A 16,323-nucleotide genomic window follows, 5' to 3' on the forward strand; every position below is an offset into this window, starting at 1 on the left:
TTCGCAAAACAGAGACCCGGATACGGCGAGGCCCGGATACGGCGAGGCGGATGCTATGCCGCGGCGTGGCTGCGTTCCAGCGCCTTCTCCACTTCGGATTCCCACGTGCCGTCCACGCGAACGCCGTACTCCGCCACCCCACCCGTCGCCCGCGGTCCGGTGACATAGGGCCGGTAATCCCGGTCGTCCTCGATGAGCCGATCGGGCGCGAAGTCCGCGCGGAGAAAGTGGAAGGCGATGCCGGCGCGGGAGTTTTTCGTTCGGTTGTGGCCGGTGCAGTGCGCGGTGCCGTAGCAGAAGAACAGGGCGCCGCCCGCCTTCAGTTCGATGGTATCCGCCTGCTCCTCCGGGGGATAGCAGCGGATGTGGTGGTCGCTGTAGGGGTCCCGGCTGTGTTCGTAGGGCGTTCTGTAGCTGCCGGGAATCACCTGCATGGTGCCGTTTTCGACCGTGGCGTCGTGCACGGCGATCCAGACGGCCGTTCCCTTGAGCGGATCGCGGATCTTGAAATAGGCGTTGTCCTGATGCCAGTGGGTGCCCATGCCGTCGCCGCCCGGCTTGAGAAAGACCTGATCCAGGTGGAGGATAAAGGGATCCCCGATCAACAGGGAGATGGCGGCGACCACGTCGGGCTGGAACGGGAGGGCCCTGAACAGGTCGCTTTGCCGGTACATCGGGCAGAGTTGCAGGTTCCGCTGCGTGGAGGACGCCGTCTTCCCGTCGCCTGCCGTGGCGACGTTCCGCAACGCGCCGTCTTTCATGAGACGGTCGATCTCGGACTGGAAGGCCCGGGTCTCGCGGTCCGAGAAGAATCCGGGTTTTGCCACGTAACCGTGGTTTCTGAAATGAGTGACTTCTTTGTCGGTGAGTACCATCTTTCTACGCCTTTCTTACAGGGGTCAGAAACGCATGCGGCCCAGCAGGCAGATTCGATGGACGGACGCGGTGCCATGCCGGTCGATCCGCATGCCGGAAAGCTCCAGGTGCGACTGGTTCCGCGCTTCCAGTGTCCGGTCGGCGCCGTGAAAGATCACGTATCCATCGTCGTTCAGGATGAACAGGTAGATGGCTCCGTGGCGCCAGGGACCGTCCGCGATCCTGAAGACGTCCAGGATATCGTTGTAGCGAGGGGTCCCATGTTCTCGCAGTGCGGCAGCGTAGCCTCTGGCTGCGCCGATGACAAAGGCCTTGAGGGATTCGCGGTCCATCACGTCGGCCGCGGTCACCTCGGGCTCCGCTATGAGCGACGCATCGACCATGGGAGGCACGACACAGGATACGTCCTGATAGAACCCGCCGGCCAGCACGACCCTGTTGTTGTAGGTCTTGCCGAAAAAACTCGTGGCATAAGCCACCTTTACGGGATCGTCCTCGTCGTCATCGGGATCGTCCCAATGGTATTCGACGTGTCCGCCGTCCATCAACCCCGCCTCGATGAGCGCCCTGACCACTTCGTCTCCGCGACCGTCCCGGAGATTGAACAGGTTCTTGCCTGCCGCGGACTCGTCGTCCGCGTGAAACAACACAGTGCCGTCCAGGCTCAGGAGCATGAGAAACACGTTCTCGTGCTTCCAGTCTCCCTCCATCCTGGTGCTGTCCAGAAACGGCGCCAGCGCGCTATCTTCCGCGAATATCATTTCGATATGGGCTTTCGCGCTTTCCACGAAGGTCTTGAGCGTTTCCCGATCCACCACTTCGTTCGCCGTAATTGGCGCGCCCTGGGCACGAACGGGCTTCGCCTCGAGCAGTAAACCCTCTAGAAGTAAACCAAAGAGTCCTGTCATTACCCCCAAACCAGCATAGAGGCCATCGATCTGGAAACAGTAGAGGAAGTCATGATTTGCGTCTCCCCGGTGGATTACTCGGATAACGCCTCGTTTCCGAAACGTTCGATGGCTTCCAGGGTTTCGCGCACATCGTCCCAGGTCGTGGTATGGTTGACAATACAGAGCCTGAGTGTAAACTTGCCCGCCAACAGGGTCGATGACATGAGGGCGCGGTCCTCCCAGAAGACGCGGACGAGCACTTTCCGGTTGATCTTCTCGAGCGCTTCCTCATCGAGGTCTCCATTGTCGGGATTCACGCGGAAGCATACAATACCTAGCGAAGACGGCAACAACAGTTCCATGGTCCCGCTGTTCCGGATATGCTCCTCAGCCCGCCCGGCCAGTTCCATGCCTTTGGATACGGCGTTTCGGAATGCAGCCATTCCAAAGGTCTTCACGGACACCCAGATTTTCAGGGCCCGTACCGACCGGCTCAGTTGCAGTCCCCGGTCCGAGAAGTTGGGATGATTCGCGCCCCATACCGTGTCCTGGAGGATATCGTGTCTTACGGCGAATGCGCGCTCGAGGTGGCCTAAGTCCTTCACCATCAGGCAGCCGGCTTCGTAGGGTTGAAAGAACAACTTGTGCGCGTCCAGACCGATGGAGTCCGCGCGTTCTATGCCGCGCAGGAGGTCCTTTCCCTGTCCGGTGATTACCGTAAAACCGCCATAGGCGGCATCGACGTGAAGCCAGATGCCCTCCGCCTCGCAGAAATCCGCCATCGTTTCGAGCGGATCGATCGCGCCCGTACTGGCCGCCCCGGCGTTGGCGCAGATCGCCACCGGATTGAATCCCACGGCCCGGTCCTTCGCCACCGTACGCCTCAACGCCTCCGGATCCATCCGGAAGAGCGCGTCGGTAGGTATCAAACGCACGTTTTCGGATCGTATGCCCATGATCCGGGCTGCCCGGACCAGTGCGCTATGGCTCTGGTCGCTCGTATAGACCGTGGCGCGTTCGGGAGTGCCTGCAGACTCCCGTGCCGCGACCAGGGCTTCCAGGCTGGCCGCGGAGCCTCCGGAAGTCATCAGGCCTCCGGCGGTATCCGGATACCCCAGCCAGCGTCGGATCCAGTCCATGACGACCAGTTCCATCTGGCTTGCCCCACTGGATGTGAGCCAGGTACACTGGTTGACCTGGTATGCGGAGACCATGAAGTCAGCCAATACTCCGGGCCACGTCGGCGCCGAAGGGATGAACGCGAAGGATCGGGGGTGATCAAGGCGGGCTCCCAGGGGGAGTATGTCCTTCGCCGCCCTTGCCAGGACCTCCAGCGCGGGACTGCCGCGTTCGGGCGGATCCTCCATGAGCTGATCTTCCAGTTCCTTCTTGAACTCGCCGTCCCAAGCGTGTTGCTCCGGAAGATTCCTGATACGTTCTACGATGAGTTCCGCCGTCCTGTTCGCGAGCTCGAGCATGACGTCCGGGGGCATCTGAAGGCCGTTGAGCGCCTCCGCATCCGATCTGTCGTTCTGCTTTTCCCGTTTCTCCCGCGACACTCTTAGTCTCTCCTTATTTTCACGTCAGTCTTACGGACGTTTTTCGTTTTCGCTTCGCGACGGCTGAAGCCGGCCGCGTAGCTCCGGGAGTGCGATCACTCGATCCCGCTACGGCTCAGTGCCACGAATCCAGGTAATCCCTCTGCTCCGGCGACAACTCGTCAATGGTCATGCCCATGCTTTCGAGCTTGAGGCCGGCGATCTCCCGGTCGATTTCGTCCGGCAGCGTGTGTACTCCGGGTTTCATTCCCTCGTGGCTGGCTGCCAGGTGCTCCACGGCCAGGGCCTGGTTGGCGAAGGAAAGGTCCATGACCGCGGCGGGATGCCCCTCGCCGGCGACCAGGTTGACCAGCCGGCCCTCACCGATGAGATACAGCCTGCGGCCGGGCGCCAGGGCATACTCCTCCACGCAGGGCCGCAGGGATCTTCTCTCGACCGCGAGGGCGTCCAGGGCACGCATGTCGATTTCCACGTCGAAGTGGCCGGCGTTGGCCAGCATGGCGCCGTCTTTCATGCTTTCCAGATGATCGCGGCGTATGACCCCGCGGTTTCCGGTCACTGTGATGAAAAGGTCTCCGAGCGCGGTCGCCTCGGCCATGGGCAGTACCCGGAATCCTTCCATGGCGGCTTCCAGGGCCGCGACGGGGTCCACTTCCGTTACGATGACCTGACCGCCCAGGCCCCTCGCCCGGGACGCCACGCCTCGGCCACACCAGCCGTAGCCGCACACCACCACGGTTTTGCCAGCTATCAGCGTGTTGGTAGCCCGGAGGATGCCGTCGAGCGCGCTTTGCCCCGTGCCGAACCGGTTGTCGAAGAGGTGCTTGGTCTTCGAATCGTTGACCGCGATGACCGGAAAGGTCAGGTCGCCGTGTCGGACCATGCTTCTGAGCCGGTTTACTCCCGTGGTCGTCTCTTCCGTTCCGCCGATGATTCGATCCAGTTGCTCTCGGTGATCGCGATGCGCGGTGGTAACCAGGTCGGCCCCGTCGTCCAGCAGGATATCCGGCTGCGCATTCAGCACGGCGTGCAGGTGCCGGCTGAAGGTGCCGGAGTCTTCCCCTCTTTTCGCGAACACGGGAATCCCGTGATGCACGACCAGGCTGGCGGCCACGTCGTCCTGCGTGCTGAGGGGATTGGAAGCGCAGACGATGGGCGCCGCCCCGCCCGATTTGATCGCCGCAACCAGGTTGGCCGTCTTGGTCGAAATGTGCAGACACACGCCGACACGCAGGTTGCGAAAGGGCTGTTCTCGAGCGAACCGGTCTTTTATCGAACGCAATACCGGCATCTGGCGGGCATCCCATGCCATGCGTGCCGCGCCGGATTCGGCGAGATCGGGATCCCGGATGTCAGATTCCATGGCTTGACTATGTAGGTCGGCGACGAGTTGCTTCGGCAATCTCCGGCTGAACACCATGACGGATCCCGTCCACACGATGCAGCCGTTGCGGGATGGCTAACTGTCATTATGGCTTTCGATGTGTAACGCGTCAAGGGTAATGCACAAGTCGTACAACTGCCTCAGTTACGTTGAAAGACAAAGACGTGCACGCTTCCGCGGAGACCCCATATGCCCTTGACATCCAGGGACTTCAACAACTAACATGGTGAGATTTCTATTCCCGGTAAGTGACCGGTTTTTCGGGTCTTACACTGACCGCTCTTCGAATCCTCCGATCGTTCGGACGCTCCATGCTCGACCTCTCCCGAAAACATCTCAACCGCACCATCCTCGGTCTTGCCTGGCCTGCCATCCTCGAAAACCTGATGCACACGTCGGTCTATATCGTCGACAGCATCTTCATCGGATCCCTGGGTACGCTGGCCTTCGCCGCCGTTGGCCAGAGCTCCATGATCCTCTTTACCGTGGTGTTCGTGTTCTATGGCATCGGGGTGGCGACCGGCGCCGTCGTGGCGAGGAACCTGGGCCGGGGCGACCAGAAGACTGCCTGCGAGGCCGCCGGCCAGGGGATCATACTCGGAACGTCCATCGGTCTGATGGTGGCCGCGCTGGGCCTGATGTTCGGCGAGGATCTCATGGTATTCCTGGGGACGGAGCCGGATGTCGTCGCACGGGCCCAGGAGTACATGCCCATCGTATTCGCATTCAGCGTGCTGCGTCTTTTCATCTACACCAGCAGCGGGATTCTGCGCGCGGCCGGCGACACCAAGACGCCCATGTGGATCACGGGCATCATGAACGTCTACAACATCTTCGCCGACTGGGTGCTGATCTTCGGAATCGGACCCTTCCCGGAACTGGGCATAACGGGGGCGGCCCTCGCTACCGGAACGGCCTATGTCCTGGGCGCATCCCTTCTTGTGCACAGACTGTTTCGCCGCCACGCGAAATTCAGGCTGTGCGGCAGCGACCTGGGGAATATCAGATCGGGTCACCTGCGGACCATCATACGGATCGCCGTGCCGAATCTCGGAGAACAGACGGTCATGCAGAGCGCCTATTTCTCGTTCATGTGGATCGTGACCAGCCTGGGCACGACCGCCCTCACCGCGCATTTCATGACTATCCGGGTGGAAATGGTATCCTTCATGCCCGTATTCGGACTTTCCATGGCCGTGGCCACCGTCGTCGGTCAGAGTCTCGGCGCGGAACGTCCCGAAATCGCCGAGCTGGCCGTCAAGAAAGCCGTGCGAATCGGGCTGCTCGCCATGACCGCGCTGGGCCTCGTATTCGTCGCGGTACCCGGCCTGCTCGTCGGCATATACAGCCCGTCGCCCGAGGTATACAGTCTGGCCGTGCTCTGCGTGCGGATCGCCGCCCTCGAACTGCCGACGTCGGCCCTGCTGATGATCTACACCGGCGCCATGCGGGGAGCCGGAGATACGCTGAGTCCCATGCTGATCAGCATCTTCGGCGCGATCTTCCTGCGGATCGGCATGATGTACGTGCTGGTGATCGAGCTGGGGTGGGGATTGCCGGGCGTATGGTACGGCACGGCGCTGGACTGGGGCATCCGCCTGGTGATCGCGTACTTCCTGTTCCGGAGGGGACGCTGGAAACGGATCGCGATCTAGGATGCGGGATTTCCGCCTTATCCGGTTTGACAGCGGGTAAGTCGGCGACTACCATGTACAATCCTGATTGCATGTCATCGTAAGGTTGCGAGTTTCAGCGTTAATCAATCCAGGAGTATGAATCAATGCGGGTAGTGCTGCAGCGCGTCTCGAGCGCTTCGGTCGCGATTGACGGCGCGGCAACCGGTGAAATCGGTCCGGGTCTCGTCCTGCTCCTCGGGATTGCGAAGGAAGATACGCGGCGGGACGTGGAATATGTCGTCGACAAGTGCGCGGGCCTGCGGATCTTCGGCGACGAGAACGGAAAGATGAACCGGTCCCTGATGGATGTGGGGGGTGAGGTGTTGATGATATCCCAGTTCACGCTTTTCGGCGATACCCGCAAGGGCCGCAGGCCCAGTTTCGAAGGCGCGGCTCCGCCGGACCTCGCCGAACCCCTGTACGAGCTGGCGGTCGAGCGCCTCAGAGAAAAGGGAATACGGGTCGCCACCGGCCGGTTCGGCGCCTTCATGGAAGTATCCCTGGTCAACGACGGTCCCGTGACGCTTACCGTAGAGTCCCGCCGATGAAGCGTATCGTCCTGGCCTCCACTTCGCCGCGCCGGTCGGCCCTGCTTGGTCAGATTGGAATACCCTTCGAAGTCGTAGCTCCCGATGTCGATGAGTCCCGGTATTCGTTTGAAGCCGATCCGGCCGGTACGGCCGAACGGCTGGCCCTGGACAAGGCGCGCAGTGCGGCAGGAAGGATCGATGCCCCGGGCAGCCTGGTTTTGGGAGCCGACACGGTGGTCCTCTTCGAAGGCCAGATACTCGGAAAACCACGAGACGCGGATGACGCCTGCGCCATGCTGAGAAGGCTGACCGGTCGCACTCATCGGGTGCTTACGGCCTTCGCCCTGCTGGAGGCCGGAACGAATCGGGCGGTGACGGTCCACGAATGGACGACGGTCTACATGCGCAGTTTCAGCGCCGATGAAATCCGGGCGTACGTGGACACGGGCGAGCCCCTTGACAAGGCGGGGTCCTATGGCGCCCATGCCCTGGGAGCCGGCCTGATCACCCGTGTCGAGGGTTGCTTCTACAACGTGATCGGCCTTCCCCTCGCCCGGCTGCTGGAATCGCTCAGGACCTTTGAAGCCGACGCGGTGGTCCGAAACTGACTCATGGCCGATTTCCGCGGACATCTATGGGGCGGTTTCGCCGCCACGCTGTTTGCAGGCGTACTCTGCGTTGTCGGCCTGTGGTGGACCGAAAATCTCGATCCCTACAGGACGCTCGACGTCTGGCCCAGGGTCCTGTTGCTGCTCGCCATCGGGATGCTGTCCGCCTGTTTCCCGGACGTGGATACCGAGAGCAAATCCCAGCGTCTGTTCTACCGCCTGTTGATTCTGCTCGACATATGGTTTATCTTGATCGGGGATTACAGGACCGCGGCTTTGCTGGGCCTTGGCGCGATGCTTCCGCTGCTCGGCAAGCACAGGGGGTGGACCCACACCTGGCTCGCCATGCTGCTGGTGCCGGCGCTCTTCCTGCTCGTCCCCATGTATCTGAAACAGACCGTCGAGTCCTTTCCGATCGTCTGCTACGTCGTTTCGGTATCGGCCTACGCAAGTCACCTGATACTGGACGGCTACATCGAGGAAACCACCAGGCGCTTCCGCCGGCTCCTCGGCGTGAAGTAGGCGGCCTGAACGGCTTGAACGGCCTGAACGGCTTGAACGGCCTGAACGGCCTGAACGGCCTGAATGGCCTGAACGGCCTGAACGGCTGGAACGATCAAATCGGAGGTATCATGAAAAGCGCACTGGAAATCGCCATGGAAAAGACCGCCGGCGCGCAGGAGGGCGGCGGTTTGACAGACGAGCAGCGAGGGGCGATCGGCGACCTGGAAAAGGAATACCAGGCCAAGATCGCGGAACAGGAGATCATGACCGAATCGAAGATCAAAGCGCTCGCGGCCCGGGCGGAGGGTCCCGAGTTCCAGCAGCAGGTACACGCCCTGCGGGAGCAACTGGTTCAGGAACGGGAACGGCTGGAAGAGGAGAAGAGAGCGAAAGTACAGGCGGTCCGGGACCAGGCGCCATAACGTGAGACAGCTTCCGACCATTCCCCCGTCAGACGCCGAGCCCGGATTGGAGTTCTCGTCATGGCTAAGAAGCGGTTGCGCATCGCACTGATCGGCTGCGGCGGCAACATGCGCGGGGCCCATGTGCCGCGCATCAAGGCCGACGGGGCCGTGGATCTCGCCGCGGTCGCGGATACTTCAGAGGATGCGGCTACGGCGTTGATGGAACGCTGGGGTGGGCAGGTGCCCTTCCATGCCGATTACCGGGACATGATTCGACATCATAAGCTGGACGCGGTGATGGTCAGTTCGCCCCACGCCCTGCACTACGAGCAGGTGGACTACGTGCTCGATCGCGACCTGCACGTACTCGTCGAGAAGCCCCTCACCATATCATCCGGCCATACGCGCGCGCTGATCGACAAGGCGGCAGCGCGAAACCGGGTTCTCATGGTCAGCTACCAGCGGAATTTCATGGCTCCGCATGTCTACGCCCGGGAGCTGATTCGAAAGGGTGCCATCGGCGAAGTCCGCGGCGTGGTGGCCTACGTCACGCAGAACTGGGGCGGCGCGCACGGGTGGAGGCTCGACCCGGCGCTCTCCGGCGGCGGCATGTTCCTGGACACGGGCAGTCATCTCGTGGCCTCCACGCTGTGGATTACGGATCTGAAGCCCCTCGAGGTGAGCGCCTTTCTGGACAACTTGGACAAGGCGGTGGATATCAACATGGTGGTGGCCGTGCGGTTCGCCGGCGGCGCGTACGGCACGCTGAACACTTTCGGAAACGCTTCCCGTCATGACGAACGTATCGCGATCCACGGCAGCGAGGGCAGCCTGGTGTTCCATTTGCACCAGTGGCAGGTCAAATCGGTCCTGTTGAACGACGAACCGCTGAAGATCCCGGGAAGGATCCGGGAGGACACGCCGGACGCCGCGTTCTTTCGCCTGATTCGGAACGGGGGGAAGGGGTACGATCCCCCGCATTTCGCCCTCGCCGTATCCCAGGTCAGCGAGGCGGCCTACCAGTCGGTCGAAGCAGGAAAACCGGTTAAGGTTGCCGGGTAGTCCTCCGGCTCGCTCCGGATCAGGAGAACCAGGAGACCGAACATGAGTGGGACAGGGCGTCTGGCGGACAAAAGAGCGATCGTTACCGGTGCGGGCCGCGGGATCGGCCAGGCCATCGCGGTGAGACTGGCCCGGGAGGGCGCCCATGTCGCCGCCGTGGACATCGACCTGGAAAGCGCCGAAGCCACGGCAGGCCTGATCCGCGACAACGGCGGCACCGCCGCGGCGTTGACGGTCGACCTGGTCCGCATCGACCTGATAGAACCCATGATCGATGAGGCCGTATCGTTCCTCGGAAGGCTGGACATCCTGGTCAACAACGCGGGCCGGGTGGAGATCAAGCCCTTTCTCGATCTCACCGAAACGGAATGGGACCAGACCATGGATCTCAATCTGAAGGGGACCTATTTCTGCATGCAGGCGGGCGCGCGCCAGATGATCCACCAGGGCGGCGGCGGCCGCATCATCAACATGTCCTCCATCTCGGGCCGTCACGGAAGGGCAGACTCCAGCGCCTACGCCGCCAGCAAGATGGCCATCATCAGCATCACGCAATCCGCGGCGCTTGCGCTCGCCGACCACGGGATCCTGGTCAACGCGCTGTGTCCGGGGGTCGTGGCCACGCCCATGTGGAACCATATCGACGAGGACCGTGCCCGCCTGTTCGGCTACGAGCGGGGAACGGCACGGGCCCGGCTCGTAGAGAAAATACCCCTCAAGCGGGTCTCCGAGCCCGAAGAGATCGCCGCCGCGGCGGTCTTCATCGCCTCCGATGAAAACACGTTGATCACCGGCCAGGCGATCAACGTCGACGGCGGCATGGAAATGAACTGAACGGGCCGGGGCGAACCTGGTTTCGGCGAAGCGCGGTCAGCGGGGCGAACCCGAATACTGCGCGACCCCGCCGGCCGGGGCGAACTCGAATTCCGCGTGGCGCGGCCGGCCGGGATTGATCTTGACAGGACGGAAAGCCCGGCATATACTCGATAGATTCCAAATCCACAGTTCGAACAAGCATACTCCTCACGGAAAGCATAGGAAAGATACCCCGCAATGGATCCAAGACGACACGAAAGACTGTCCAAGCTCCTCTCCCTGATACTCCGACACAAGCCCGAAAGATTCTCCATCGTCCTCGATGAACGGGGATACGCGCTGATCGACGAAATCGTCGAGGCCGTCCAGGAGAAGTTCGACGATCTGACACGGGATGAAATCCTGGAGATCGCCGACGGCGCCGAGAAGCGAAGGTTTGAGGTGGACGAGGAACGCATCCGCGCCCGCTACGGACACAGTTTTCCCGTCGACCTTGGCCTTTCTCCCGCGGATCCCCCGGAGTTTCTCTACTACGCGACGGTGCCCGCGCGCGCTTCGGTCATTGCCAACGGCGGCCTGCAGCCAAGCGACCGGCAGTACGTCCACCTGTCCCTCTCCGAAGAGACCGCCGAGCAGGTGGCCAGGAACCAGACGGAGACGCCCGTCGTCTTTCGCATCAAGGCCTGGGAGGCCACCGAGGTCGGCGTGAGCTTCTACGATCGCTCGCCGGTCATGCTGACGACGGGTGTTCCCTCCGAGTTTATCGACGTACTGAAGGAGGCCCCGCCTCCGCCCGCCGCCTTTGGCCGACGGAAGCGGAAGGCCCCGCCGCGCAGATAGCATGCGCCGCCTCGTCCTGCCCTTCCTGGGTCTGCTGCTCGCCATCAGCCTGCTGTTGTTCGACCTGACCATACTCTGGTCGGGACGCACGGCTATCCGCCCCGTGATGCAGAAAGGGGTCGCCGTGGGGATTTTCAAGGCCTCGGAGGGGATGTCCTACTACAAGTCCTCCTTGGACGAAATCGCCGCCCTGGGCGCATCCCACCTCTCCGTTCCCGTCTTCTTCCTGCAGGATTCCGTACATTCCGTCACCCATTTCTCCCGGCCGTCGGACGGCGCCACGCCTGAACAGCACGATCGCGTGGTGCGGGAGGTCATCGACTACGGGCACCGGCTGGGACTGAAAGTCATGCTGACGCCCATCGTCAACATAGACCGCCCCCGGAAGAAGGAATGGCGCGGGGTCATAGCCCCCCTCGACTGGGACGCGTGGTTCGATAGTTACCGCGGATTCGTCCGGCGTTACGCCCGGCTGGCCGCGGAAATGGACGTGGAGTACCTGAGCGTGGGCACCGAGCTCGTATCGTCCGAAGGGTTTACCGGGCATTGGCGCGAGATCATCGCCGAAGTGCGGGGAATCTACCCCGGGCAACTCACCTATTCGGCGAACTGGGACCGGTATGATCAGGTCGCTTTCTGGGATGATCTCGACTACATGGGCATCTCGGCTTACTATGAGCTATCGGACTCGGAGGATCCCGCCGTGGAAGAACTGGTCTCCGCCTGGAGGCCGGTCAAGGCAGGGTTGCTGCGCTGGCAGGCCCGGTGGAACAAACCCCTGCTGTTCACGGAAATCGGCTACATGAGCCAGGATGGCGTCGCGGGTCATCCCTGGAACTACGTGTCGACGGAGCCCCTGGACCTGGAGGCGCAGCGGAGGTGCTACGAGGCCTTGCGACTGGCCTGGGAAGGCGAAGACCGGTTCGCGGGCCTGTATCTGTGGATATGGGAACCGGACAAACGGGGAAGGGAGGACCGGGGTTACAATTTCGCGGGCAAGCCCGCGGAAGGGGTCGTCCGCGATTGGTACCACAGTCTTCCCGACAATGCGAACGTCCTGGATTACGCCGTTAACGGCATGGAACGCTTTCTGCGATCCCTGCGGCAGGGGTTGTAAGCCAGACGCGCCGCGCTGGAGCGTCGGGACGCCGCCGGACCTGCTAACCGGACACGGGCGCCGCGTGACCACCGTAGCCGAGGATTTCCACGTCCCGGTGCAGGCGTTCCAGCACCCTGGACCGCACCTCTTCGAACATCTCCCGGGTCAGGAAATGCACGCCGGGCAGGTCGCCCTTGGGCTGACCGACGAAGACGTCGGACGGCATATCGTATTCGTCCGGGGTGATTCCCTGTTTCTGCTCGAGGGCGAAACCCAGGATGTGGGCCCGGTAGGTGGCGGCCAGCACCCGCTCGGCCGAGAAGGCAACCCCGAAAACGGACTCTATGCCTTCGCTGACCTGGTCCGGTGGGGCCATGGTGAACAGGCATCCCCCGTGCAGGTCCTTGTTCACCATCTTCCAGCCTTCCTCGGTGATGTTATGGACCCAGTAGTCCGCCGACTCGGGCTTGCAGTCCGGATCCATCACGTACAGCAGGAAGGTGCGCATGGACATGTGGCCGCCCGCGACGGCGAAGGGGTAGCCCGGATTGGTCTGTCCCAGGTAAGCGGAGAACTCGACCCCCTTGGCATGCATGGCGAAGGCCTCGCCGCCGATCTCGTCGGCGATCATCCGGACGCCTTTCCCGAAGAGGGGCTCGCGGCCGTAGGCGATCTCTTCCTTGAGACGGCGCGCGCCCTCCGCGTCCCCGAAGGTGACGCCGCCCGCGACGGTGCCGTTGCCCCGGGCATTGTAATCCATCAGGAAGGACAGCACCACGTTGACCGAAATGGTATCGAACCCCAGGTCGTCGTCGAGCCGGGCCAGTTCCAGGTTGGCGTGGGGGTCCAGGATGCCGAGATTGGCGCCGGAAAGCTCCATGGGTTCGAACTCGAACCGGCCCAGATAGTCCCCGTGGTTCTTCCGGGCCTGGCGCCAGTCGGGGTCCTTGCCGCCTTCCGGCACGTCGTAGAAATCCTGGTGGCAGGAGATCTGGCAGCCGAAGCACTGTTTGTCGATGACGATGAAATCCTCCGACTCCCGCATGGTCTCCAGGTGCACGGGTACGGCCACGTTTTCGCCCGGCGGCGTGAAGTTCCTGAAGGGCAGTACGCCGAATCCGTCGAGGATCTTGCTGTTCTTGCCCGTGCCGCCCAGACCTTCGCGGTTGTGCGGATGGCGGTACCCCCGGCTCTGTTCGCCCCGGCCGATCTCGTTGTTGATGGCCTTCAGCCGGGCGTCGCCCTTCCGGTAGTAATCCTTTGGCGCCTCGGCGACGATGCCGATGATGTTCTTGGAGCCCAGGACCGATCCCATGCCGAGCCGCCCGGCGAAACGCCACTTGTCCTCGCCGCTCATCAACTGTTCCTGCGTCGTGCCCACCACGGCGGCGTACCAGACCGTCTCCCAGTGCTCCCCGGCCGGACCGAGGACGGCGAAATGGGCCGGGAACTGCTTGTTGGCGTCGTCGTTGTAGCGATCGTTCAGGTAGACCATCTTGTCCCGGACCCGCGCGCCGACCAGGTGTGCGGGAGCGTCGATAAGGGATATGCGGGGACCGTTTTCGGTCTGTTTGATCTCGAGTATGCTCGGAACGGCGGCGCGCCCGGTAAGAATCAGGTCGCCGATGCCGGTGTAGGAGAACTTGCGTCCGAAACTGCCGCTCATGGCCGACCACACGGGCATGGGCATGCCCGCACGGGTGCGCTTCAACGGGGAATATCCCGAGAAATACGCCCGCAGTCCGGTCATGAACTGCGTACCGGTGAAGCAGCCTGAATTGATGACCAGGGGGGCATCCGGGGCGAAGGGATCGCTCACCTCGTATTCGGCGAGTATCTTGAACGACCGGCCTATTCCCCCCAGAAAGTCCATGTCGTCCCGAACCTTCAGTTCTTCGTTACGGACTTCGCGGCCACCTGAGACGTCGTATTCGATCCGCGTATAGCAAAAATCGGTCACGTCTCCCGGCGTGCCGTTCGCTGGCTTCAGCACGATCTCCCCCTCGCTGTTTTACGGGCAATTGTTACCAGTGTAATCGTTTTGGAATCAGACGGGGCGCCGGATTAGCCCTGCGGTCCGTTGGAACGGGACCGCGTGCGCATGTTCGGCGCAATCTACAGGCACAATCCACAATCGAAAGCGCGAACACCATGGTACGGTCCCGTATAATATACAGGAATGCACGCGCGAAAACAGCAATAATCCCGGCGGGACAATGGCGGTTGACAAAACCCCCGCTTTTCAATTAGAATAACTCCAGGAACAACTCCATCCCTCCTCGAATTCACCACCCCGAACCCTGCGTAGCCGAGGCCATCGATGACCGACCTTTCCCAGCAGACCGAACCCGCGATCGAAGTCCCCCGGATCGTGGACGATGAACAGATCCAGTTCTACGTGGACAACGGCTATCTCGTCGTCCCCGACCTGATGACCGCCGGGGAGCTCCAGGAATTGAAGGACGACCTGGTGGACGTGGCGCGGGGCAAGTATCCCTGCAGGGGACTCGATCCACCTGGTCCGGACGACACCGACGATGACGTGCTGCAGCGCATCCTGTGCATACACCAGCCGCACTTCGTCAGCCAGGTGATCGAGAAATACGTGCGCCATCCGAAGATCTGCGGCGTGCTGAGCCAGATCACCGCGGCCCACCTGCCCTATTGGGACGGGAGCGTCAAGTGCATGCAGTCCATGTACTTCATCAAGCCGCCCCGGTTCCAGGGCCAGGCCTGGCACCAGGACGAGATCTTCATCCCCACGCGCGACCGGTCGCTGATCGGCGCGTGGATCGCCGTGGACGACGCCACGATAGAAAACGGATGCCTGTACGTCATACCCGGTTCCCATCGCAATGGCTACCTCTATCCCCAGCGCGCGCACGAGAACCCCGACGAGTTCGATTTCGCCCCCGAGAGTCACGGCTTCGACGAGTCGGTGGAAGTGCCGGTCGAAGTGCGTGCCGGGGCCCTGGTATTCTTCAACGGCTATCTCCTGCATCGGTCCTACAAGAACCGGAGCGAACAGACTCGCCGCGTGCTGGTCAACCACTACTGCAACGCGTGGAGCCTCCTGCCGTGGGGCATAGAGGAGGGCGAGCGTCCCGCCACGGCCGACCGGCGCACGATCGTTCCGGTTTCCGGCACCGACCCCTACGCCTGGAAGGGCTACGAACCCACGCAGGACAAGATCTGGATCCGCAACTGCAAGGCGGCGGATGAGATGAGGGAAGAGGCGCACTAGGGGCTCGCGGCGTTCACTCCCTGACCGCCGCGAATCCGATGATGGGTGGCGCCGCCATGAATTCGTCCCAGAACCCGTTGTTCCGCTCGGACGGATCCAACTGCGGGTCGACCCAGTGAAAACCGGCAAAGCCGGCTTCTTCGAAGGCGCGGCGATAGGTTTCCGGCGAGAGGTAGTAGTTGTTGAACTCGAACCGCGAGCCGTCGTCGTTCGTGAACCGGTAGACGATAGGGTCGCCTTCGGACGGCGCTGCCCCGGACTGCGTACTCTCGGTTAGCGTGCCTTCGGTCGGCGTCTCGGCCCTCCTGATGTACGCCTTTTCGAATCCGTATCGGGCGTATGAGACCGTTCCGCCGGGCGCGCTCAGGACGTTGTCGTTGAACCCCACGAACCGCCCGCCCGGTTTCAGCGCGCCGTAGGCCGCCCGGACGAAGCGAAGGAGTTCGTTCGCGTCGCGGGCGTAGTTCAGCAGGTACATGGCCACGACGAGATCGACGGGCTCGTCCAGGACCAGGGCCGCCGCGTCCCGGTTCAGATACCGGCAACCCGTGGGGCGCGTGCGTTCCTCGGCCTCTGCCAGCCGGATCATTTCGGCCGAGACGTCGACACCGAGCACCTCCCCGGCGCCGGCGAGCTTCAGCTTGCGCGTGTAGAATCCCTCGCCGCAGGCCAGTCGAGCGCCTTCATCCCGCCGATGTCCCCGAGCGTTTCAAAAAGCGTGTATTCTTCGATGTAACTACGAAACGACAGTTGCTTGGAGTCTTTGTAGGCCCCGGCGATGGCATCGTATTCGGATTCGGCTGGTTGCGTCATTGGGGCATCTTAGTGGTG

The 16,323-nt window shown here is 62.4% G+C and carries 17 protein-coding genes; 10 read left to right on the forward strand and 7 right to left on the reverse strand.

What is annotated here, in order from left to right; genetic code table 11:
- Window positions 1–53: 53 nt before the first annotated feature.
- From OXG98_01295 to OXG98_01310, 4 genes are all read right to left on the reverse strand, one after another.
- Complete coding sequence (locus OXG98_01295) at window positions 54–875, reverse strand: phytanoyl-CoA dioxygenase family protein (GenBank protein MCY3770648.1); 822 nt, start codon at window positions 873–875, stop codon at window positions 54–56.
- Window positions 876–899: 24 nt separating this feature from the next.
- A complete protein-coding gene (locus OXG98_01300) occupies window positions 900–1,784 on the reverse strand; it encodes a cache domain-containing protein (GenBank protein MCY3770649.1) in 885 nt (294 codons plus the stop codon).
- Between the two features lie 74 nt (window positions 1,785–1,858).
- The gene (locus tag OXG98_01305) at window positions 1,859–3,325 is read right to left on the reverse strand and encodes an aminotransferase class V-fold PLP-dependent enzyme (GenBank protein MCY3770650.1); all 1,467 of its coding nucleotides are present in this window, start codon (window positions 3,323–3,325) and stop codon (window positions 1,859–1,861) included.
- A gap of 115 nt (window positions 3,326–3,440) precedes the next feature.
- Window positions 3,441–4,688: an adenosylhomocysteinase gene (locus OXG98_01310; GenBank protein MCY3770651.1), complete on the reverse strand. Its 1,248-nt coding sequence runs from the start codon at window positions 4,686–4,688 to the stop codon at window positions 3,441–3,443.
- Between the two features lie 332 nt (window positions 4,689–5,020).
- On the opposite strand from OXG98_01310, the gene OXG98_01315 reads away from it, so the two are divergent.
- From OXG98_01315 to OXG98_01355, 9 genes are all read left to right on the forward strand, one after another.
- The gene (locus OXG98_01315) at window positions 5,021–6,364 is read left to right on the forward strand and encodes an MATE family efflux transporter (GenBank protein ID MCY3770652.1); all 1,344 of its coding nucleotides are present in this window, start codon (window positions 5,021–5,023) and stop codon (window positions 6,362–6,364) included.
- Between the two features lie 125 nt (window positions 6,365–6,489).
- Entirely contained in the window at window positions 6,490–6,933 is a 444-nt protein-coding gene (gene dtd / locus OXG98_01320) for a D-aminoacyl-tRNA deacylase (GenBank protein MCY3770653.1), read from the forward strand.
- Window positions 6,930–7,523 carry a Maf family protein gene (locus OXG98_01325; GenBank protein ID MCY3770654.1) on the forward strand — a complete coding sequence of 198 codons (594 nt, stop codon included), beginning with the start codon at window positions 6,930–6,932 and terminating at the stop codon, window positions 7,521–7,523. Before dtd ends, OXG98_01325 begins: the two co-directional genes overlap by 4 nt.
- Window positions 7,524–7,526: 3 nt before the next feature.
- Entirely contained in the window at window positions 7,527–8,045 is a 519-nt protein-coding gene (locus OXG98_01330; GenBank protein ID MCY3770655.1) for a metal-dependent hydrolase, read from the forward strand.
- A gap of 14 nt (window positions 8,046–8,059) precedes the next feature.
- A complete protein-coding gene (locus OXG98_01335; protein ID MCY3770656.1) occupies window positions 8,060–8,449 on the forward strand; it encodes a hypothetical protein in 390 nt (129 codons plus the stop codon).
- 60 nt (window positions 8,450–8,509) lie between these two features.
- Window positions 8,510–9,493 carry a Gfo/Idh/MocA family oxidoreductase gene (locus OXG98_01340; GenBank protein MCY3770657.1) on the forward strand — a complete coding sequence of 328 codons (984 nt, stop codon included), beginning with the start codon at window positions 8,510–8,512 and terminating at the stop codon, window positions 9,491–9,493.
- A gap of 42 nt (window positions 9,494–9,535) precedes the next feature.
- Window positions 9,536–10,327 (forward strand): glucose 1-dehydrogenase, encoded by a 792-nt coding sequence (locus OXG98_01345; GenBank protein MCY3770658.1) that lies wholly within the window; start codon window positions 9,536–9,538, stop codon window positions 10,325–10,327.
- 219 nt (window positions 10,328–10,546) lie between these two features.
- On the forward strand, window positions 10,547–11,149 hold the full coding sequence (locus tag OXG98_01350; protein MCY3770659.1) for an RNA 2'-phosphotransferase: 603 nt from the start codon (window positions 10,547–10,549) through the stop codon (window positions 11,147–11,149).
- A gap of 1 nt (window position 11,150) precedes the next feature.
- Window positions 11,151–12,266, forward strand: coding sequence for a hypothetical protein (locus OXG98_01355; protein ID MCY3770660.1), 1,116 nt, complete (start codon window positions 11,151–11,153; stop codon window positions 12,264–12,266).
- A 43-nt stretch (window positions 12,267–12,309) separates the two neighbouring features.
- Here OXG98_01355 and OXG98_01360 read toward each other — a convergent pair whose 3' ends face one another.
- Window positions 12,310–14,241, reverse strand: a complete 1,932-nt coding sequence (locus OXG98_01360; protein ID MCY3770661.1) for a hypothetical protein — start codon at window positions 14,239–14,241, stop codon at window positions 12,310–12,312.
- A gap of 327 nt (window positions 14,242–14,568) precedes the next feature.
- Here OXG98_01360 and OXG98_01365 point away from each other — a divergent pair, with 327 nt between their 5' ends.
- Window positions 14,569–15,492 (forward strand): phytanoyl-CoA dioxygenase family protein, encoded by a 924-nt coding sequence (locus OXG98_01365; protein ID MCY3770662.1) that lies wholly within the window; start codon window positions 14,569–14,571, stop codon window positions 15,490–15,492.
- A gap of 13 nt (window positions 15,493–15,505) precedes the next feature.
- Here OXG98_01365 and OXG98_01370 read toward each other — a convergent pair whose 3' ends face one another.
- Both OXG98_01370 and OXG98_01375 read right to left on the reverse strand, forming a co-directional pair.
- Complete coding sequence (locus tag OXG98_01370) at window positions 15,506–16,108, reverse strand: class I SAM-dependent methyltransferase (protein MCY3770663.1); 603 nt, start codon at window positions 16,106–16,108, stop codon at window positions 15,506–15,508.
- Window positions 16,109–16,128: 20 nt separating this feature from the next.
- Window positions 16,129–16,305: a hypothetical protein gene (locus tag OXG98_01375; GenBank protein MCY3770664.1), complete on the reverse strand. Its 177-nt coding sequence runs from the start codon at window positions 16,303–16,305 to the stop codon at window positions 16,129–16,131.
- Window positions 16,306–16,323: the final 18 nt, after the last annotated feature.

It is taken from the genome of Gemmatimonadota bacterium (assembly GCA_026706345.1).
GTDB lineage: Bacteria > JAAXHH01 > JAAXHH01 > JAAXHH01 > JAAXHH01 > JAAXHH01.